The organism is Polaromonas sp. JS666 (assembly GCF_000013865.1).
GTDB lineage: Bacteria > Pseudomonadota > Gammaproteobacteria > Burkholderiales > Burkholderiaceae_C > Polaromonas.
Genome location: NC_007949.1, coordinates 79,601 through 100,095, shown reverse-complemented (window position 1 = coordinate 100,095; position 20,495 = coordinate 79,601). Strand labels below are relative to the sequence as shown.

The 20,495-nt window shown below is 58.2% G+C and carries 19 protein-coding genes; 7 read left to right on the top strand and 12 right to left on the bottom strand.

Going from position 1 to position 20,495, the window contains the following annotated elements:
• Positions 1-73 precede the first annotated feature (73 nt).
• The 4 genes from BPRO_RS25030 to BPRO_RS25015 all read left to right on the top strand — a co-directional run bounded on the left by BPRO_RS25030 (position 74) and on the right by BPRO_RS25015 (position 3,370).
• Positions 74-937, top strand: coding sequence for a hypothetical protein (locus BPRO_RS25030; protein WP_011485852.1), 864 nt, complete (start codon positions 74-76; stop codon positions 935-937).
• 146 nt (positions 938-1,083) lie between these two features.
• Positions 1,084-1,293, top strand: coding sequence for a hypothetical protein (locus tag BPRO_RS25025; RefSeq protein ID WP_041390410.1), 210 nt, complete (start codon positions 1,084-1,086; stop codon positions 1,291-1,293).
• Positions 1,294-1,423: 130 nt separating this feature from the next.
• Positions 1,424-1,933, top strand: a complete 510-nt coding sequence (locus BPRO_RS25020; RefSeq protein WP_011485851.1) for a hypothetical protein — start codon at positions 1,424-1,426, stop codon at positions 1,931-1,933.
• A 162-nt stretch (positions 1,934-2,095) separates the two neighbouring features.
• The gene (locus BPRO_RS25015) at positions 2,096-3,370 is read left to right on the top strand and encodes a hypothetical protein (protein WP_041390409.1); all 1,275 of its coding nucleotides are present in this window, start codon (positions 2,096-2,098) and stop codon (positions 3,368-3,370) included.
• Between the two features lie 16 nt (positions 3,371-3,386).
• Here the strand turns inward: BPRO_RS25015 and BPRO_RS25010 are convergent, their stop codons facing one another.
• The 12 genes from BPRO_RS25010 to BPRO_RS24945 all read right to left on the bottom strand — a co-directional run bounded on the left by BPRO_RS25010 (position 3,387) and on the right by BPRO_RS24945 (position 17,244).
• A complete protein-coding gene (locus BPRO_RS25010) occupies positions 3,387-4,013 on the bottom strand; it encodes a hypothetical protein (RefSeq protein WP_041390408.1) in 627 nt (208 codons plus the stop codon).
• 13 nt (positions 4,014-4,026) lie between these two features.
• Positions 4,027-4,434, bottom strand: coding sequence for a bactofilin family protein (locus tag BPRO_RS25005; protein ID WP_011485848.1), 408 nt, complete (start codon positions 4,432-4,434; stop codon positions 4,027-4,029).
• A 37-nt stretch (positions 4,435-4,471) separates the two neighbouring features.
• Positions 4,472-5,056 carry a bactofilin family protein gene (locus tag BPRO_RS25000; protein WP_157046001.1) on the bottom strand — a complete coding sequence of 195 codons (585 nt, stop codon included), beginning with the start codon at positions 5,054-5,056 and terminating at the stop codon, positions 4,472-4,474.
• An 11-nt stretch (positions 5,057-5,067) separates the two neighbouring features.
• The gene (locus BPRO_RS24995; protein ID WP_011485846.1) at positions 5,068-6,537 is read right to left on the bottom strand and encodes a DUF1173 family protein; all 1,470 of its coding nucleotides are present in this window, start codon (positions 6,535-6,537) and stop codon (positions 5,068-5,070) included.
• Positions 6,538-7,237: 700 nt separating this feature from the next.
• Positions 7,238-8,038 carry a DUF7281 domain-containing protein gene (locus BPRO_RS24980; protein ID WP_011485844.1) on the bottom strand — a complete coding sequence of 267 codons (801 nt, stop codon included), beginning with the start codon at positions 8,036-8,038 and terminating at the stop codon, positions 7,238-7,240.
• The gene (locus BPRO_RS24975) at positions 8,035-9,258 is read right to left on the bottom strand and encodes a hypothetical protein (protein WP_011485843.1); all 1,224 of its coding nucleotides are present in this window, start codon (positions 9,256-9,258) and stop codon (positions 8,035-8,037) included. Before BPRO_RS24975 ends, BPRO_RS24980 begins: the two co-directional genes overlap by 4 nt.
• The gene (locus tag BPRO_RS24970) at positions 9,255-9,929 is read right to left on the bottom strand and encodes a hypothetical protein (RefSeq protein WP_011485842.1); all 675 of its coding nucleotides are present in this window, start codon (positions 9,927-9,929) and stop codon (positions 9,255-9,257) included. The genes BPRO_RS24975 and BPRO_RS24970 overlap by 4 nt, the downstream gene beginning before the upstream one ends.
• Complete coding sequence (locus BPRO_RS24965; RefSeq protein ID WP_011485841.1) at positions 9,916-13,620, bottom strand: ATP-binding protein; 3,705 nt, start codon at positions 13,618-13,620, stop codon at positions 9,916-9,918. Before BPRO_RS24965 ends, BPRO_RS24970 begins: the two co-directional genes overlap by 14 nt.
• Before the next feature lie 288 nt (positions 13,621-13,908).
• On the bottom strand, positions 13,909-14,331 hold the full coding sequence (locus tag BPRO_RS24960; protein WP_011485840.1) for a hypothetical protein: 423 nt from the start codon (positions 14,329-14,331) through the stop codon (positions 13,909-13,911).
• 201 nt (positions 14,332-14,532) lie between these two features.
• Positions 14,533-15,327, bottom strand: a complete 795-nt coding sequence (locus BPRO_RS24955; RefSeq protein WP_011485839.1) for a hypothetical protein — start codon at positions 15,325-15,327, stop codon at positions 14,533-14,535.
• A 188-nt stretch (positions 15,328-15,515) separates the two neighbouring features.
• Positions 15,516-16,814, bottom strand: coding sequence for a Y-family DNA polymerase (locus tag BPRO_RS24950; protein WP_011485838.1), 1,299 nt, complete (start codon positions 16,812-16,814; stop codon positions 15,516-15,518).
• A 10-nt stretch (positions 16,815-16,824) separates the two neighbouring features.
• On the bottom strand, positions 16,825-17,244 hold the full coding sequence (locus tag BPRO_RS24945; RefSeq protein WP_232291602.1) for a LexA family protein: 420 nt from the start codon (positions 17,242-17,244) through the stop codon (positions 16,825-16,827).
• 150 nt (positions 17,245-17,394) lie between these two features.
• On the opposite strand from BPRO_RS24945, the gene BPRO_RS24940 reads away from it, so the two are divergent.
• The 3 genes from BPRO_RS24940 to BPRO_RS24930 all read left to right on the top strand — a co-directional run bounded on the left by BPRO_RS24940 (position 17,395) and on the right by BPRO_RS24930 (position 20,371).
• Positions 17,395-18,582, top strand: coding sequence for an ATP-binding protein (locus tag BPRO_RS24940; RefSeq protein WP_011485836.1), 1,188 nt, complete (start codon positions 17,395-17,397; stop codon positions 18,580-18,582).
• Positions 18,583-19,045: 463 nt separating this feature from the next.
• Positions 19,046-19,543 carry a GFA family protein gene (locus BPRO_RS30980; protein ID WP_011485834.1) on the top strand — a complete coding sequence of 166 codons (498 nt, stop codon included), beginning with the start codon at positions 19,046-19,048 and terminating at the stop codon, positions 19,541-19,543.
• A gap of 78 nt (positions 19,544-19,621) precedes the next feature.
• Positions 19,622-20,371 carry a hypothetical protein gene (locus tag BPRO_RS24930; RefSeq protein ID WP_011485833.1) on the top strand — a complete coding sequence of 250 codons (750 nt, stop codon included), beginning with the start codon at positions 19,622-19,624 and terminating at the stop codon, positions 20,369-20,371.
• Positions 20,372-20,495 lie beyond the last annotated feature (124 nt).

Here is a 20,495-nt window from a genome sequence, read left to right as displayed (position 1 = left end):
CCACGTTATACCGCAGCACCTTGCGTTATACCTTCGTTAGGCATCAGAAAACACGCACTTCAACGGGGAGTTGATGTTCAATCTCATAGTCACTGGTATGGACGTCGCCGCGCCACGCGGCTCATTGACGATGCAACATGGCCGGGTTTTCCAGCACACGGATAAGGATCTGGAGAATCGATATGCTCCGGGCGGCGTGCTTGACACCGCCGCATTGATGGCGCTGCCTACCATCCTCACGAACGAATCAAGCAGCGATCCGGACTTCCCCGTGATGGCAAGAGTTGGCAAGATCACCAAGATCAGACGCGGGTCGGCGGAGTACCAAGTCGAGTACGAACTCAGTGCCGATGTGCCACCGATCGCCAACTCTGTGCTCGAGTCGCTCGCGGCGCCGCTTCACTTTGTCATCAGCAAACGGTTCTTCGATGATTTCCAAACAAATCACTGGGCAGTCAAGGACGCCGACTTGTTCCGCGTGCTTTTCACGGAAAGCATCGGTCGTATCAAACCGACGATATTCAAACTGCCCGAAGGGCCAGTTGACCCAAAGCTCGTAGCGGTGATGATGCCATTCAATGCGGAGTTCACTGGCGTGCACACCGCCCTTCAAGCCGCAGTCGGCGCCGCCGGCATGCGGTGTTTGCGTGCCGACAACATCTGGGATGATGACGTAATCATCCAGGACGTGGTGAAGCTCATCGGCACTGCACGGGCCGTGATCTGCGACCTGACCGGCAAGAACGCCAACGTCTTCTATGAGGCCGGGATCGCGCACACCATGGGCCAAGACGTCATCCTAATAGCGCAGCACGAATCCGACATCCCATTCGATCTTCGGCATATTCGACACATCAAATACCTTCCCAATGAACAGGGGCTAAATGAACTGGCGGAGAAGGTTTCGAATCGCCTAGCAACTTTGGTCATCAAGTAGCCGAGCTGCTCGACTGATGCCTAACCCCTCACTCAACTGGACCCACAACAGCAGGAGGCGGCTTCGCCGCAAATGTTGGTGGTCAGGTCATCTTTACGTTAGGCACGTATATTCCAGCGTTCCCTCAAGCAAGGAGATCCCAACCAATGACGACAATTGAAATCACAGAAAAGAAGGATGCACTTTCTGCAGGCGACTGGGTTATGGCTGCACTATGTTTCGTGCTCCCAATCGTACTTCCTATTCTTCTCGCAATTTATAATTTCGCCCGCTCGCAGAAACAGCGAGGCATTCTCTATCTTGGAACGATAGGCGTGCAAATAGTGATTGGCGTATTAGTCGCGGTTGCACGATAGCAGTTAGATTCGGCTCAAGATTTAGGCAATGTCGCCACGGTATGGCTTCTCCACCTTTTTCAAACAGAAACCATCACTGCGCGCGGCTCACTTGTGACGGGGAAGCCCCTTCATTCGTTAGACATCAGGTATGACGATCGACGAGCTCTCGAAGGTTGCGGGTGTGCTCGGATTCTTCATGAGCCTAGCAACCTTTGCGCTGACTCGCTGGGAACGTCGAATCTTGGTGGACTTCGGATTGGACGCCGGGACCTCGGCGGACTTCCGGGACGAAAGCGACCAGCCGATGAGCATTGTCAACCTCACCATCTCGAATTTGGGAGCGAGGTCGGTGCTGCTAGATATGAGAAGTCTAGAAGTCATCTCTAGCGGCAACGTGCTGGATGCGTGGCGACAGGACTTTTGGGGACCGGAAGTGCGCGAGGTACTCCTGAAGCCCAATGACTCTCACACGATCGGAATCCCCCTAACGACCTTTATGAAGGAGCTGCATATTGAGACTCCGCCAAAGTACGACGACCGCAGCTTTTCCTTGATGCATCCTGTGCGAATATGTGTAAAGGGTGCGAACGGAAAGGCGTACTCAAGCAAGCAACTCAGGTTCTGGGAGGCCACGGGTGAATTTCACAGAGCCGTCTAATTTTGTATATGGACGCCTTGGGCCGTCGGGCCGCTACGCGGTCCCTTGGCCCAATGCGCCGGTTCCCTTTACGTTAGCCGTCACCAAAGGCCCCGCCGTGAGCTGTCAGATGCGCACTTACCTGGACGCTCCCGCATCCGAGCGACCACGCAGGCGAGAGCAGTGCTGAAGGAAGAGCAGGCGGCTGAGCTACTGCGACGCTGTGAAGCGATCGCAGGTAGAACGCTGCCGATGCTACGCGGTAACTTGAGGCGAAGCAGCACGCGGGTCGCCGCAGTGTGGGAAATGATTGTGGTCGAGGCTGCAAGCCAGCTTGGCCGAATCGAGTACGAAGACCCGAAGGGAGGTCCAGACATCAAACTGTATTTCTCAGACGAGCGCTTCGTCTGGATCGAGGTCACATACCTGCACGAACGGTTTGCGGAAGAGGAGCGCCGCAGCCGTGCCGTGTCGGACTGGGTGCATGAAGAGGCCCAACGCATCGGGTTTGATGGAGATGTTCGCTGCGACTTCTTTGGTGATGTCAATAATCTAGCCGGGCCTGTGCGCACTGTTCCGCCTATGGATAAAAGGAAGGTCTTCTTGCGTGACCCCGAGGTCGCTGCCTTCTTCAACGTACTCAAATCACGACAGTTTGCTGAACACAAGACGACATTGACAAGGTGGACGGTCACTTTGAGCGCAACGCCGAAGAGGTCCAGATTTCAATCGGGCGGTGGTTTGGTCCAAGAGTCACCGAAAACCATCGAGGAACATGCCGCCTACCGCGCGCTCCTTGGAAAGCGACGGCAGCACAAGGTCGACGGCCCACGCGTTGTCTGCATGGGAAGCGATACCAGCCGCGCCGTATCTCCTACATCGAGTACGCAGCCTTTCCGACTAGAGGACGCATTGAGCGCGGCCCTGTCCAAGGCGGGCGCAATATCTGGTGTATTTGTGGCCCAGATCTCCGACGTGCAAGACTTCGTTCACGGTTGGAGCAGAATTGCGAAGGCAACGTTCTATCCGGTTTCTGACAGGCACTGTCGCAGCCCTCTCTCACAAGATGAGATCCAGAAACTGGGCCGGCTGAACTTCAATCGCTGGGCCTACGCTTTCACGCTGGATCGTTGGACCGAAGATCCTCCGAAGCACATGATTCGAACGACTAACCGGCTGATAATTCGGCTTCAAGGAACAGGCGCCGTGAAGATAAGCATTCCAGGATCTCAATTGGTAGACATTCTTGCAGGGCGAGGAAGCTTGACTAGCGCGTGCTCCATGCCGGGCGATCCACCGGATCAGATGCTGTCCAAGTTGCTCAGCGGAGCACTCAAGATCGTCGACAGCAAAGTCATACCGGGTAACCTAGAGCAGGGCCTGTCGGAGTTGGTCGAACTCACACTTGTGCCGTCGCATGAGCAGGTGTATGAGCGCAAGAAGCGCTCCAGCGAGTGACGGCTAACCCCTCGCCTCACCTCGAATGTTGAACGACTGCTGTGGGATCTTTAAGCAGCAGTTCATTGCCGGCGCGCAGCTGGCGCTGCAGCCCAGAGTCCTGGGCGTTCCGGTCCTCATGCATCACTTCGCCGGCCCACTGGGCAAGCATGTCCTGTGACATTGACTTGGGGCCGATAACGTTGCTTCGAAAAACAGGTCGAATCATGCTCTGTCCCAGCGTGAAGCGGTAGAGCAAGCACAGCCAGTGCCCTCTCACCGAGCCATAACGCGTACGAACCACCTTCAGTGTTTGTGACTGGGCTATGTAATACATATTCAGCACCATGGCGCGCCGAGTGACATCCTCCCTGGCAGTGGCTTTCCCGTCTGCTGCACGGACCAGTTCACGGTGAGCGTAGCCGATGGCCGCATTTCGCCTAATAGGGGAGCCTTCCAGAATGTCCGCCGCCTGAATCAAGTCGTCAGGGGTGACCGCGCAGGTTCCGCTCCAGCCGGTGCTGGTGTCGAAGGTGTAGACATTGGCTGATAGATGCGCCGGGGCTGCGCTGCTCTCGCCCCAACATTCGGCCATGCTCACCGACCATCCCGGCTTGCTGCCCACCAACAAGTTTGCCCAGAACTGCTCTTCGTTTCTTTTCATGCAGCCCTTGGCATTACAGGTTGGTCTCAGGGCCGTTGATTTGGCCGGAAATGCGGGCACCAGGGTGCATGTCCAGATCGGCGTCGTACTGGATGCTGCCCTTGACTTTGGCCGTGGGGCTGAGCTCCATGCCTTTTCGGGCGTGGAGCTTGCCGTTCACCGTGCCTTCTACGTAGATGTAATCCGCAATGATCAGCTCGGTGGTAACAGTTGCGCCGCCGGCGATATGGATGGACCCCGCCTTTCCCAGCTCGATCTTGCCGGTGTACTCACCGTCGAGACGAATGCCAAGGTCTTCGGAGGCCGCCATGTCGCCTGTCATGGTCGCTGACTTGGGCAGCACCGTGAATTGGGTTTGAAGGATTGTTGCCGGGAAGAGGCGGGGCTCGGGTGACTTCGCAAGCGTGGCCAATGTGTTCATGATCAAATTCCTTTAATTCGTTGGCTGTGGGGCTGGATCAGGCGGCGAGCTTCTTCATGGAAGCTTCGACATCGGCACCTTCGGCAATCGTCAGGCGGCCATAGGTAATGTGACCCTTGAAAACCGATTTCTGGCCAAAACTGGCAAGCCCACCAGTAGCGGCAATGTCGCCATCGGCTTCGCCATTGATGCGGACATGGGTTGCCTTGAGCGAACCCTTGAACTTACCCTCACTTTCGACCGTGATCGTGCGGTTTGGTTCGGCAGTCACCGTGCCATCCACGATGCCGTCAATTCGCACGTCGCATGGGTAGTGTGCTTCTCCAGTAAATGTCAGCCCTTTGGGCAGGACACAAATACGGTCTTCACGGACCTGGTCGGAGGCCTGCTGTACGGATGCATGGCGGGACTCGCTGACCTTCTGGACAAAGCGCAAAGGTTCAGTTGCGGGGCGCAGTATTTGTGCTGCTGTCGCCACCAGTGGCGTAGACGCTGGATCGGGCAGTGCCGGTGCAACAGCCGCGACTTCGGCTCTCAGCATGTCGGGGATTCGGGACAGGGGCGGGTGAAGCGTGGCTACGCCTTGGGCCTCGGATCCTGGGGTGGTTGCGGTTGTCATCATGTAGCTCTCCTTTAACGGTTAAATTGGCGCTCATTGCCTGAGCCGTAGGCATAAAAAGTGCCTGGTGCAGAAGCAATTGCACGAAGCGTTTGCAAGGCGCTACTCTTTTGCATGCCTTCTGGCGGGGGAAGGGGTGGAACCACCCGATCGAGCTGGCGCCCCATTGGCGTCCACGTCCACACCGGCATGCCTTTGGCGGCCAGTGCGTCCGCGAGTTCAGCACGCTTGCTCACGAACTCCGGCATCGCGCCATTGCTCAAGATCTCAAGCGCTGCCCGTGGCACCGGCACCCCATTGGGGTCATACACGTGTCGCAGCGTCCACTCGGGCCGGGTGCGGGCCATCGGCTGCTGCGAGGTAAGCAGGCGGCTGAACTGGTGGCCACCACGCATCAATGCGTCAATCAGAAGGATGTCATCGGTGTTTCCGGCCGGGATGAACACTCGCGGGTGCACGGACAACAGCCAAACGCCGCGAGCCCAAATTGCGCCCCGGGTGTTCGCTTCGACGTGGGCAATGGCAATGACCTCCGGCTGCGGCAGATGGATCCAGCCCGCCGGGCGCGGTTCATTCTCGCGCTCGTGTTCCTCTGCATTGACGAAGACACGACGTACCGCGGTTTTGCACTGGTTTTGCAGGAATGCGTAAGTCGCCTCATTCAGGCCAATTGGACTGCGCATATGACGCAGGTGCATGAGGGCCGTTGATTTTCCGCCCTCCTGGGCAGGATGCTCAACGAACTTTCGAACTGGGGCCACAATCAGGGCGCTTTTGATGACTTCAACCTGTCCACGGGCAAGACTGCGGGTAAACCTGTCCCACTCGCGGTTAATTTCATCCTTCATCGACTCACGGTAGGGCCGTGGCACGTACAGGCGCTCACTAAGCGGTGCGCCTTTGATGGTGAGGTGACTGGCGGCCTGGATGAGTTCGTAGCGCGCGCGGCCCCAGTCACGCTCCCAGCTCGGATGCCAGCGCGTGAGGTTCGCTTCTGCCCACAGCAAATGCAACAGGCCACGCAGCGATGCCTGTTCGGGCAGCTTGTGATCGTCAACGCTCAAGCGGGAGGCAGTTTGTGGCCGTGGCGTGCTCGCAAGGGTCGTACGGTCCAGAGTGAAGGTCAGGCGGATTTCCCGGCTTCCATCCTCGTTTTCTTTCACCTGAGTGGTGATCTCTGTTTCAGGGCCAGCTTCGTCTTCGCGGAAGAAAATGCAAGAGCTATCATGCATTGGCCCCTGCTCTGGCCAAACAGCCAGGTGGTACTTTCCTTCTCTGAGGCGTACCTGCAATTTCAGGGGAGTGGGGCGGCACATGCACAGGGCGTGGCCGAATTTGTGACGTGCTTCGTCGAGCGCGGCTTGAAAGTTCTCGGCCTGCGATGGATCGCTCAACCGTTTCAAGTCGAATTGCTCACCGCTCGCAAGGATGCGAACGGATTTAGATTGAGCCGCGGTAAGTTTTGATTGGGTGGCACTGGCCACAGCAGACTCCTAGTGAGTGATGGAGGAACTGTAAGGCACGAACTTGTCTAATGGCTGCCAGTCAACGGACGGAAAGTAGTGCATTGAGCCGTGGAAATGCCCACGCCTACAAATAATTTGGCAGATTGTTGCTTTCGGACCATTGGTCAGGTCCCCACCACTCAATGAACTGACACTGCCAGGCAGCTAAGATTGCGGAAAAAGGGGGCCGTATGCCTAAGTTCGCTTTCGGGGTGGTAGCCCTTGCGCTGCTGGTAGCTGGATGCAAGCCTTCGGCCGAGGTCATCGAGCGTGAAGTGTCGACTCACGCTTCCGTCTCCGCATCCCTGCTTGTGGCAGCTTTGCGCAGCTGTCGGTTGGTCGGAGTGGCCAGCGTGGATGATTGCGTGGGCTTGCGTGGCAAGCTTGTGCAGGAGGTAGCCGCGCAGGCGGTAGCGGAGGCTGCTGTAGAGCACCGTAACGCCTTTTGGAAGGCCTGTCAGTCGCACTACCCCCAAGCCTACTGCCAGGGCCTGCTGCAGCGGGCGGCTGAGATTTCCACAAGGACTCCGAGTTCGTAAGAGAACACCTCTCTGTGTGCCCTTGGGGTCGTCGTAATTAGGCTTCGGCCAAGTCAAGTGTCGTTCTGGGGACCTGCTGGGCTTGCGTCCATGCCCACGCCGGCTGTTGGCCTGGCCCAGCCCCATTTTTGCCCGGCCAATCAGCGAGGGAAGTGTTCCTGATCCAAGCCAAGGGCCAACTCCTTGAGCCGGCTCCACGCCAGTGCAATGTCCTGATCGTGGCCAGGACGATCGAGGTGCGGCCGACTGGTGTGTAGTGATTGCGTGAACAGATTGGTGCGCCTGTTCCGCAGCGTTGCAGCCTGCAACTCCGGCCAAGATGGCATGCATAGAGCTTCCCGTCGTGGGAGAGAAGCCGCCATAGACAGTCCTTTGGGGTCAAAGTCGAAGAAGGCTAGTGTGGGGCGCGTGTCTCGCTGAATGAAGCCTGCAGCTACATCGGTGCGGAAGTAACCTGGTGCTCCGCGAAACAAGGCCAGTGTTGGCCGTCCTCTTGTGTAGGTCCCCATCCAACTGTAGGTATGCATTTGGAGCATGGGTTCCAGGTTTTCGCTGACAAGCAAGACCTCGTAGGGCAAGGCCTGCGCGGCATGCGAACCAAGTGTGAGTACGCTCCCTGGAAGGTGTTGAAGGGCTGGCATCCCTATTGGGACCACTGCGACCAGATCGTCGGTGACACGCAGCGCGCCGGACTTTTCGGAACTTCCCCGCGGTGCGTTGCTACGGGAAAAGTCACCCGCTGGTGCACTGATGTCAAATCCCCGCGAGGTGAGCAGGTTCCGAGCTTTCGCGAAGTCGTCATCGGTGTAGAGCACCCGCGCACCTTTGATTTTGCCGATTCCTTCCGCGCCGGCCAATCTGTCCGCTATTTCACCGTGGCGCCGCTCGGGTGCGCTGTCGGCAACGAGTCTCCTGAGGTAATCGACTATTCGTGGATTCATGCATTAGCTCGCGCTGCGGTTGCTGGGTGCGCAATGGCATCGCCAAAGGAGTGCGAGAACCGCTCTCCAGGCCTCGCGCCGTTGTTGACCAGGCTCACCGGCAACTTCCGGCCGCGCAGCCCCATCACAGCGAACACGAGCCAAATATGAGGCTCCACGCTCTGGGCCTTGTCGTCGGTCAGCCGCCAGTCCATCAGGGACATTTCTGAGGTAGATGTTTGGACTGTCTGAATCAGGCGCTCAAGTGCTACGGCGGCGTCCGATTGCTCCTGCTCATAGGGTGGGTCGATCACGCGGGTATAGCGTTTCACTTCCAATGGTTCAGGCTCAATCTGCTTGGCTGGCAGCGAGGCGGCGAGCTTTTGCATCTCATCGAAGATCTGGGCGTCCGTGTCCAAAGGCTCTACATGGGCCCCGATCGCAGGCAACGACGCAGCCATCAGGAAATCGGGTATGTCACCTCCCAAATCGGCCTCAAATCCACGCCATCCTGGCTGTTGCCGGAGAAGCATATCCATGCGTGCGAGCAGCTTGTGGTTGCGCTCGACCTCCCGCATTCGGTATATCTCTTTGCTGAGATGGGTCTGCATTTCGGACATGGACTGTTGCCAAACCAGGATGCGGGAAAGCAGGTTTCGCCGTATGAAACGTGCCAGGTCTTCCATCCCCCGCGTGCTGGCTTCGTGTTCCACCTTGTCGCACACCCTGGACAAGCGCGTCAGATCATCGGCCAAGGTGTTGGTCTGCTGCTGGTAGAACCGGTTTTGGCTTTTCTTGGCTTCCAGCGAGCGCACGTTGCCATACCTGGTGGACATCAGGGTCTGCAGGAACAGCATGTTGCGGTCCACGCTATCGGCAATGTCGAAGACCGTGGTCTGAATAGTGTCCACGATGGTGTTCACTGTCTCGGTGTCAGCGGAACGGCGTACATCGTCCACCTCCATCCACAGATTGTTGACCTGCGAGATACGAGAGCCGATTTCAGCCAAGCTCTGGAACGCTGGAAAGAGCTGCAGATGATCGTGAAGGTATTCGCGCAGGCGCGGGTGTAAGCGGTAGCCATCTTCGCCGGCGGCACGCAGGGCGCTTGCCTGTCGAAGTGCGGCAATGGATGGGTTGCTGTTCGTGCCTTCGGATTCGATGACCCCATGTAAGGCCTGCTCCACCACGTCCGCGTTGTGGTGAAGCGCTTTCAGCACATCCTTGATGGGCGAACTCATGACTGGGGCGCTCCCCCAGCGGCAGGGCCCGATGTGTCGATCCGCGTCTGGCTGTCGAGTTGGTCTACAACCTCGTCATCGGAGAGGTGCGGTGTGTTTTCAGCTATGAAGGCTATGAGCTGGTACAAATACTCGACTTTGCCCGTGAACGTGTAGCCTTTGCTGGTCGTGTTTGTTTCCACCAGGTAGCCTTCGTTTTCCAGCAAGTTGAACATGCGCTGAACGCGGTGGATGGTCGCCCCACCGTCTGCCACCCGTGCATCGGCTAATTCCCGCATGTCTGACAGGCGGCGGTCCAGCAGCGCTGAGCCGCGCACCTGTTCGCTGATTTCAGTGAGCCACACCATGTCGCCTGCATGGATCTGGGGATTGCGGCCCTGGGCCTGACGCAAAGTTTCCATGAACCCCACATAGGGCTCCAGGCGGTTGCGGATGGTTTTGAGGTCTTCACGGAAGCGGTTGCGCATTTCAACCGTTGGCACCTCGTAAGCCATGAAGAAGGCGCCGTCATCGCTCAACCGGGCCAGCCGGTATCCAATGGTCTGCAGCCACTCCGTAGCCTTGTTCCGACCGATGGGGTCCTGGAGAGCGTCGAACTCTTCCGGGTAGTGCACGGGGCAGATGAAGTCACCTTTGGCAAGGTGCTTGAGGGCTGATTCAATCTTGGCCATGTGTGGCTCCCGCGAATTGTTGCTCTGTCGTATAGATGGCGCCATTGCCTTCAAAGATGGACAGGCGGGGGAAGAAGCGCGCTAAAGCGGGGTCGATGCTCGGGCATGCGCTGATGACATCGATCTTGTGCTGGTCCAGCGTCTGGAGAAACGCGCCCAAATTTTTAGGGTCGAAGCGAGAAACTTCATCTGTGACCCAGGTGAGACGTACCGGGGAGTCCCCGCGGATCATCTGCACGAATCCCATGAGAAACATGGCCGTGATGAGCGCGGAGTTCCCATTGGACGACACCGATCGGAATTCTTCTTCATTGCTGATGGTGCGGCGTTGCCCATTCTCGTACAGAGTGCACTCCAGCTTTACCTGCTCATTGAGGTTGATCTTGAAACCACCATCGTTCTGCAGGATGTCCCTAAATGTTCGCACCAGGACTGCATCTCCGTCGGATGGCAGATCCTGCTCAGTACGCATGACCGAACGGTAGGCCATGGGATTGCGATTGCCCTTGTCCTGCATCTGGCGCAATACCTTGATGTAGTCCAGCTGGCTCACGCTGGAGCTGACCGTCACGGACAAGTCCCGGAAGCGTTCAAAGCGCTTGGTCGCAGACAGGGCTTTGCTCAAATCGCTGTTGAAGGTCTGAACACGGCGCTCAAACAGATCCAGAACACGGACGAACTCGCCCGCCAGGCTGAAGAAGCCCTGCATTTCCTTGTTCAATTGGTCGATATAGGGGCCACTCTCCATGGGCTCAAACCAGTCGCACAACACCTCCGCCTGGGCACACAGGTACTGATGGGGCAACAGGATCTGGCGGTCCGGCAAGTCCCGTTCCTTGTGGTCCAGCCAGTCAGCTGGGCCGCCGGGATGCTTGACCAACTCATTGCGCAGAGAACGGTTGTCCTTTTGCAGCTCGTCTGCCTCGGTTTCCATTGCGCTGCGCCGGGACTTGATGGAGTTTTCGAGGTCAGGCACGCTCCAGTCCACATGCAAATGTGCCGGCACGTGGTCCAGGAAGTCCTTGAGACCATGTGTCAGTAAGTCTTCCAGGCGCTGGGCTTCCCGCTTACGGACTTCTATGCTGCGGTCAATGTCATCCAATGTTTGCTTCACCTGTGCCGCCAAAGCATCAGATCGCTCACGCTCCCCCTGCAGCTGCTTGCCCACATCGCGCGCGCGCTGTTCCAGGCGGTCGCGCTCCAGTTTGTCGGATTCCAGCGAAGGAAGCTGCTCGCGGCAGAACTCCCGCCACGCGCTCACCTCATGGCGATTGCGTGCAATGCTGTCGAGCTGGGCCCCCAGCTTCTGAATTGCGGTTTCCAGATCTGAAACCCGGCGCGGGTCGAGTCCCATGCCGGCCAGACTGCGCTCATAGTCGTCCTGCAGGCGTGCCAAGTCATCGTCTTTGCGGGACTGCACTGCCTGCTTCTCGGTTTTGAATCGCAACTCGGCATTCTGGTCGGCTTGGTCCTGGCGATCACGCTGGGCCTTGAAGTCGTCTCGTATGGCCTGACGGGCTGCCTCAATGCCCTGCGAAATGCGCTTTTCCTCGGCGTCCAATGACCGGCTGCGCTCCTGCAAGGTGCTGCGTTCGGCCGTCGCGGATTCCTTGAATGCGCGTTCTTCTTCCAGTACCACCTTGTCCAGCCGCCCTTTCTTCTGGCGTGCCGAATCCAAAGCGGCCTGGGTCAGGGATTCGTGGGCTTTGGCGCCTTCATAGGCTGTTTCAGCCTGCTTGGCCTGGGCGCCGAGCTTCCTCGCCGTCTCCGTGGCCTGCTTGAGTGCGTCCGCGACCTGGTTGGCCTGGGCTTGTTTGCGCTCCAGTGCATCGCGCACTTCCTGCATGTCAAACCATGCCGGCACGTCCAGCTCCTGCACACGGATGCTGACAGGTCCTACTGTGACCGATCCATCGGTGGATACGCCATCCAGGGCATCTGGCGCCAGCGTGGGGTAAAGGTCGGTACGCGCCAGCAAGGCGGGTTCCAGCAGTTTTGCGGTATTGGCCCACATGGACGGGTCACCCCCTCGGATGAACTCCAGCAGGGAGCCTGCCTCCGGGGTCAACGAGGCCTGCAGCTGCTCCATATGACCGGTCAGGTCCTGGGCTTCCTGTTCCAACAGCCGTAGCTGGGCAAGAGACTGGTCAGTGGCACGGCGCGCGGTGTCATGGCCGTCCCGCGTCTTGTTGACTTCACGTTGTGCCTTTGTGAGCTCGTCGGCCCAGCGGGTGGCATCTTCGTCTGCAGCTTTGCGATCAGCCCGGGTTTGTGCCGTGGCCACTGGGTTCTGGAGCTTTTGTCTTACTTCGCCTTCGGCGATGCCGATCTTGACCCGATCGGCCGCAATTTCAGCCAACCTAGCAGGCGTGGCCAGCGCCAGTAGTGCATCTTCCTGCGCCTGATTCAGGGCTTTCAAGCTGACCATCGAGTCGCGCAATGACTGCTGGCTACGTGCGTCGATGTCCGCAATCTGGGTAGAAGCGCCCTGCTCGATGATGCCCTTGCGTTCATCCCGCTTCCTGGTGATGTCGCCCGCGGCTTTGGTCAGTGTGTCGCGCTCACTTTCCTTGGAGGCCTTCTGCGCCTGCAGGTCGGCCTCGGTGTCGTCCAGAACGGCCATCGTTGGAACGTCAATGCGCTCGAAATGAGTTTGCCGGTCCACCGCGCTGGCCACCATGGCGCGTTTAGCCTGAAACGCGCTATCTGCCTGTTCCTTGGTGTTTACCAGCCCCCGAATCGATTCCTGAATGGCATCGTCCTGTTCCTTGAACCGGTTGGTGTGGTCCTTGTGCTGGGCAAGCAGCTGCTCATGCTCGATGTTGGCTTGCCCCAAGGCGCTTTTGACGGCCACGTGCAGGGAACACAGCTCCAGGTGCAGTCCTTTGATCCTTGCCACCCGTTCCTTGATGCGCTGGGCATCAGGCTTGCGTTTGAGAATGTCGGCCAGATGGGCGCGGGCTTCCATCCAGCGGGACACGGATTCCTTGTTCTGCTTGAGTTCGCGCACGTTGGTGGGCTTGACCCCTACCGTGTGGGCATCGGACACACGCTCCAGGACGATGTTTTGCAGGTCGCGGAAGTTGATCCTTTCATTGGCCATGGCCGCTGAAATCTGGTCCAGGTTGTACAGCGCGCGGGGCCCGAGGGAATGCAGTGCCGCCAGGCGGCGGAGCTCAATCCCTTCCTTGGTGGACAGGCGCTCATTGAGGATCACGGCCCGGTACTGATGCAGGCTGAGCCGGCGGGTGACTTCCACACCCATGGCTTCGACGCGGGCCTTGAATTCATCCCGCCCCACGTACTGATTGTTTTCGTCGTAGAAGTAGGTTTCCTGGTAGCCGCCGTGGATGATGTGGAACTGGGGAGCTTCTTCACCAGCGCGGGCATGCATCACTACCGTGCGCAGGTCAGTGGCACTTTCCCGCTCGTACTCATAGGCTACGGCGCTGCTTGGGTCTGGCAGGGTGTAGGTGATCATGCTGGAGCGGCCGGTACCCTTGAGCACCTGGGTTGGGGTGGCTCCATAGAAGATTGGCATCAGCCGCAGGAACGTCGTCTTGCCTACCCCGTTGTCGCCGACTGCAAGGACGCCACCACGGGGGTCAAGCTCCGCGATACGGCCGGACGGCAATCCTCCGTTTGGATTCCTGATATTGATGGCGATGATCCGCCGGAGCTGGTGAGGCATGTCGTCCCTGAAAAGTTAAGTGGCTCTCTATGGGGCCTGTGGAATTCTGCTGCTCGCAGCCCATTCTAGGCAGTGGCCGGCGGCTCCGAGGCAGTATCGGACTGTGTTGCCGGGTCACAGTTCACCATCCGCTTTCCATTCGCTCATAGCGCGCAATGCGTAGGCAACGCATTTATGACCAACGTTTCGTCGTTGTTGCGCAGTCGGTCCGTTCGATTTATCCAATGAAAAAGCCCCCGAACTTGAACAGTTCGAGGGCCTTTCGGAACGTCACCGTTGAGGTGACTTTCAATCGTCAATTGCACATGACGCCAGGAGCGCAGACTCGCGACGCTCACCAGCTACCACGTACTCAATACGAATTTCCACGCGGATTTCTCCAATCGGAAGTTCGACGCCACATTCCGGTTTGTGCTGCTTTGCACGCGATGCGTGCTTGCGGCTCTGCCTGGTCAGTTTGCGCATCAAATCGTAGTAAGCGTATTCACGCTCAAAACGGGCCGCCGCCCGCTGTTCAGCGACGGTGACCAAATGCTCTCGCAGCAGCTCCTTTGTTGCCAAAGGACGCAGCATGGCACGTTCACGCTTACGCGCGATCTTCTTCGCTTGGGCAATTGCTTTCGGCTTGGAAGCCCAGCCCCTGGATCGAGGGTCATTGGAGGACTCGATGTCGGGACTAACATTACGTACGGGGCTGTTGATGATCTTCATGATGTGTCCTATTGGTTAAGGGCACATCCCCATTGGGACGGTGCCCAATGGGTGAAAACTAAAAACAAAGTTGAAGGCTGGCACATGACCAGCAAATTGGCAGTTAGCCAAAGTGGATTCATTCTAGCCATCAGCGCGGAGCTTGTCATTGCTTTGAGAAAGAGACATTCGTTTCCCAGGCAACGATGATCTTGGTGATTGCTAGGTTATGAGCCTTTTATTGTGCTTGGATATAGCGTCCATGATGTCGCGCCATATGCCAACCTGCTCCCATAGGGCGTGTTTACGCAGGAATCCGACGCAGGCAACAATGTTGTTGACTCGATAGCCACCCAGCTCCAAGTCTGGGCTACCTACTGTGGGCGGGAGCGCCTCATCCCATCCTTCCGACGCTGGCCATGGCATCAAATAATGGGTACCGGTGCCATGCATCACTCGAATCCACCCCTGCCCATCTGGCAAGTGGAAATATGCCATGGAGGACATGGGCTTCACCCATCGCCACGGCATGGTCGGCATAGTTATCTGCGACGGCATCTCGGCCGCGCGCATCTGGCGCAGGGCTGCGCTTCTTGCATCAAACAGGGCTTGACGATCCGCAAGCGCTTTGCGGCTGCGTTCCAGGGCCTCAAGCTGCCTTGCCCGGTTGGCTGTTGCCTCCTCATCGAAAAGGGCGATCAGATGAGCAGTGTTTTGCAGCAGCATCTGGCGTTGCTCTTCAGTGAGCCGGCGCCCTGCCCCATTCCCTGAGTATTCGGGTTGTAGGTGTTGCGCGGAACCGAAACGCTTTTCGAAGCAAGTAGAACCCATCACCATGATGTTGCCGCCAGTGGCCACAACATGGATGCGTTTGTAGACACCGTGGCCGCAACCAGGCTCCTGACACTGAACCTTTTGCCCTTCTTCTACCTCGACAATTGCGAGCAGCTTTGCCGTGTTGCCGGTGGCGGTTGCCGCTATCGCTTGGGCGCCGTCTGATGGGTTGATTGAATGCATGAGCTCTTGTTGTGAAGAAAGTTCGTGTATTGAAATTACCACGGACTCTACTTACTTCAAGCCGATCGCCACCTGTCGAATTTGCAATGCCAGAAAGTTTGGACTTTACGGGTCAACAGCAATCCTGGCTTGCCAAGGATTGCGGTGTGAGCTTCATCACCCATTTCGACCTGGCCACGATAGTCTCGTCAGCTTTTCGCAACGGGTATGTCTTCCCAACAAGTGGTGTACCCCGGCGTGCGGCGTTCCTGTTTCATTGACCATGCGCGCCGGTTGCCGCCCAGCCCCGCGCAACCCAGAAGCACCGTTCCCTTGCCAAAGCGCTTATTGAGTTCATCCATGGCCAGCATCAATGTGGAGCGGTCTTGTGCTTCGTCGCCCTCCAAGTCCAGCTCACCTTGCCGGTTTGTGTTCCCTTGCAGGTCCAGCAGCATGATCCCGGCTTTGGCATAGTTGAACCCCTCGCGGTAAATGGCCTGCAGGCCCAGCAAGGCTGCATTCACGATCACGGCGCTGTCGCAGCTGGGGCGGCGCATGGGTACGGTCACCGATCGGCTGTACTGCGTGCACTGCCGGAACGGGCTCGTACGGATGAAGACCAGCACTTGGCCAGCCAGGCTGTGCTGCTTGCGCAGCTTTTCGGCCGCTCTGGACGCAAAGTCGGTTACCGCCTCGGCAAGGTGATGCTGACTGGTGACCGGATGCCCAAACGAGCGCGTGCACGCGATTTCCTGTTTTGGGGCCGGGGCATTTTCCAGTTCGATGCATGAGACCCCCTGCAGCTCCAGCACTGTGCGTTCCAGTACCACGGACCATCTGCGCCGAACCGTCCCTGAATCCATGCGCACCAGATCCAGCACGCTCTTGATGCCGCCGGCGACCAGCTGCTTGCCGATCTGACGACCCACTCCCCAAACCTCCCCCACGTCCGTTCTGGCCATGACCGCCTCAAGCTCACCCTTGCTTAACGCCTCAAGGTTGCACACCTGGGCCAAGTGATCCGGGTAGCTGCCCGGCTTGCGCTCCGCGGTCTTGGCGACGTGATTTGCGAGCTTTGCAAGTGTCTTGGTGGCACCAATGCCAATACCGCACGGTATGCCTATGCCCTGGAGGATGCGGTCACGAATTTTGTGGCCTCGTTCCACCAGGTCACCCTGGACGCCGCCGAGTTCGATAAAGGACTCATCGATGGAGTAAATCTCCTGCCGGGGCCCCATGCCGGCGGCCAGACGCATCATGCGATCTGACATGTCTCCGTAGAGCGCGAAATTTGCCGAATGGGCGACCAGCCCCGCTTCATCGGCAAAGTGCTTGATCTTGAACCAGGGAGCTCCCATGGCGATGCCCAAGGCCTTGGCTTCGTTGCTTCTGGCCACCGCACATCCGTCGTTGTTGCTCAAGACGACGACTGGCACGCCCTCCAGCCTGGGCTGGAATACGCGCTCACAGCTCACGTAGAAGTTGTTCCCATCCACCAATGCATACACAGCGGATACCTCACGCTGTGAACGTCTTGATGCTGCTGGTGACCACTCCCCAGACGCGAATGGTCTGACCGTCTTTTGGCTCGAGATCCGGGATTTCTGGGTTGCCTGACACGAGCTTGACCTGGCCGGCGCGCTTGTAGAGCATCTTGACCAAAAACTCGCCGTCAACGTCGGCGATCACGATATGGCCATCCCGAGGGCGTTTGCGCTTGCGGATTAGCAGCAGGTCGCCGTCGAAGATGCCGAACTTGACCATGGAGTGGCCGCTGGCCATCATAAAAAAGGCGTCTTCCTTGTCGCTCCCGAGCAGGCTGGCCAAGTTCAGGCGCTCGGCGCCCAGATCCTCAGCTGGTGATGGGAAGCCCGCCTTGACTGTGCCCCGGATGCGCTTGACCGGCATCGGCGCATGCGATGCCGCTACTGGCGTCATTGGTGCAACTGTACTGTACATCCATCCAGTATACGATTTTCACTGAAAATTCCTACCTACCCTGGTGGTGGGGGGATCTCGCTTCACGAGTTGACTTTTGCGCATTTTAGTCAATACTGCTAATTATCATATTTGACTAAATCACAGTAAATGGACTACTACCAACGCACCGCCCTCGCCGAGGGTATGGCCAAGCAACTACTGCAGCCTGGCATGCTGGACCAGGGGCTACGCTCTGGGCTCTTCCTTTCCGGGCAACGACGCACCGGCAAGACGACCTTTCTGCAGCAGGACCTGATTCCCGCGCTGGAGGCCATGGGTGCCGTGGTGATCTACGTGGACCTGTGGGCAGATACGAAGGCGGACCCCGCCACCCTCATCCACGCTGCGATCCGCAAGAGCCTGGAAGACCTGCAAAGGCCCACCTCGAGCGTGCTCGTTCGCCTTAAGCGGCTCAAGGGACTCGAGCTGGGCGGTGTGGGGCTTAAGTTTGGCTTCCAGCTGCACGACGTCGGTGGAAAAAACGGGCCAACCCTGGCGCAGGCCCTGACCGAAGTCGTCGACCTAGCCAAGACGGACGTTGTGCTGATTGTGGACGAGGTTCAGCAGGCGCTTGCCGGCGACGATGGCAGCCAGATGCTGCTCGCCATTAAAGCCGCACGCGACGCTATCAACCCGCGGCCAAAAACGCCGGGGCACTTCCTCTTCATTGGGACGGGGTCGCACCGGGCCCAGGTCGCCGAGATGACGCGCCAGCGCAACCAAGCCTTCGTGGGCGCGACGTCGGTGGACTACCCCACCCTGGGCAACGACTACGTCGAGTACGTGCTCATGGGCATCACTGCCGAAGGCGCCAAGACGGTTCCGAGCCTGGCTGTGGCCGTCGAAGCGTTCAGGACGCTCGGGTGCCGGCCGGAAGAAATGAACCGGGCCCTGCGGCAGCTGCAACAGCACGCACAAGAAGATGCCGACAAGTTGCTGCCCGTGATCGCAACCACCCTAAAGAGTGCGGCCGCCGACGTCGAACTGCGCAAGGTGGAAGACCTCGGGACGCTGGCGGCCGCCATCTTCGACCGGATCGCCCGCGCCGGCGGTGATGCAACCGGCCTGTTTGCTGGGGAAGCCCTCGCAGAGTACGCGAATGTCGTCCGCCGCGAGGTGACCGCTGACCAAGTGCAGCGCGTTGCGGAGGAACTGCGTGATGCGAATATCATCATGCGCAAGGGTCATGGCGTCTATGCGGTCACAGACCCGTTCGTGCAGAGCGCCTGGCTGGAACGAAAGGATTTGACAGTCCTGTCGGCACCAGCTGCGGCCGGCACAAAGGAGTTCCCGTAATGAGTGCACCATGATCGTATAAATAAAAGCTGTCAAAAATTCCATAGGGATGACAATTTTTCGAAATCATGTCATTTTTTGAAGAAGAGTGATTCCCGTGTTTTTCTAATAACAAAAGTTGTCACCAATGGTCAGATGCGTACGCTGGAAAATACTGTTCGCAGTTCCAGCCTGTTTTAACCAGGTTGGTGGCAATGAACTCTGAATCCACCAACAGCGCTATGCAGCGAGAGCGGTCTGTCGGCAGTCCCCTCAATTGGGGGATGTTCAAACCACAACGTTTGGTCGAGAATCGTTCCAAATGTGGAGCGAGCCATTTCTTAACAGTTGACGGGTTTGTCGCTATTTTTAATGGAGCAAACAATCCAAGTGAGACAAACCTAAATGCCAGTTTTTGTAGTTGAAGTTGCCACGTTATACCGCATCGCCTTGCGGCAGATAAACGCTATTCGTTAGGTCGCATATGCGAGTTCCAAGCACCCCACCACCGTACACAGGTGCCTGCCTGTGCGGCAAGGTGCAATACGAGCTCACGGGTTGGCCCATCACCTACTACGCGTGCCACTGCACAGATTGCCAGCGTCGGTCCGGTGCAGCCATGCGTCTGGCCATGTGGGTGGAGCGTAGTGCCTTGACGGTGAAGCAAGGGTCGCCGGAGCTACGGACTTTCTCGTTTGGTGAGGGGCGCCACCGCCGAGCCAAGATCTGCGTTGATTGCGACACTCGCCTGTGGGCCGAGCCTGAGGACAAGCCTGAACTGGCGATTCTTCTGCCTGGCACTCTCCACAACCATCGGGAGTTCGAGCCTGTCGCTCATCTATGGACGCGAAGCGCATTGCCGTGGGTGACCATTCCAGCCGGTGCGAAGCAATATGACACCGGGCCGGCCGATCGAATGGAGCTTGTAGTGCTCTGGCGCCAGGCAACGCCAACTGGCTGGAGCGCACAGAATGCGACCTAACCCTTTACTGGGACTTCCTGCCCGGGTTGGCGAGGCGCAAGCGGAGGCCTTCTTCCATGAGGCATAACAGGTCGCTCGGTGACCTCCAACGTCACGCTTCAGGGGGAGCAGCGCAGGATGCGTGAGGATGAGGCTTTCGTCGGGCGCTCTCTCGTGTGTCACCTAGGCGGCGCGAATCGCGTACGACTCGAAGACGGAGAGGATCCGCCCGACTTGGTGCTCGTGATTGATGGGCAGCGCGTCGGGGTAGAGGTCACTCGACTAGCTCAGTTCACCGTCCGCCCCGACGGATCTTTGGGCAACCGGGCCACAGACGACAGCTTCGGGCTGAGGGTGGTTGACGACCTGAATAGCAGACTCGGCCCGCTCTTGCCCGATGATGTAGACGTGTTCGTTCACTTGGAGATGCCCGCTGATAGCGGCGGCCGATTCAGGACAAGGCTCTTTTCCTGGATCCAAGAGATCGTTGCCGCGCCCGAACTCGGATTCGAAGCTGAACGGCGCATCGAAGGTGCGTATGTACGCATCCGGGTCATTCGACGGCGGCTCTCGGAGAAGAGAATCGTTGGTCTTGTTGGGAATGACCATTCTTCTCCCGACGTTGGATTCAATGCGCGACTGCTCTTGGAGGACAGGATCCATACGAAGCACGATATCTGCAAAGACCTTCCTGGTTCGATTTGGCTGGCACTCTTCAATGACTACTGGTTGGCGGATGCGGACTCATACCAGCTTGCATTCAGGGCGCTCCGGCTTCAGCATTGCTTTAAGCGAATTTTTCTCGTGAGTGACAATGGCCATGTCGCAGAACTCCGCGCTGAGGCATAACAGGTCGATCGACGCGGACGTCCTATAGGCGGGCTTCGCCCGCCTATAGGACGCCGGTCATCTCCGACGTTGAACGACTGCTGTCGGCCGCCCCGAATGTCTGGAGTCAGTCTTCAAGAGTCAG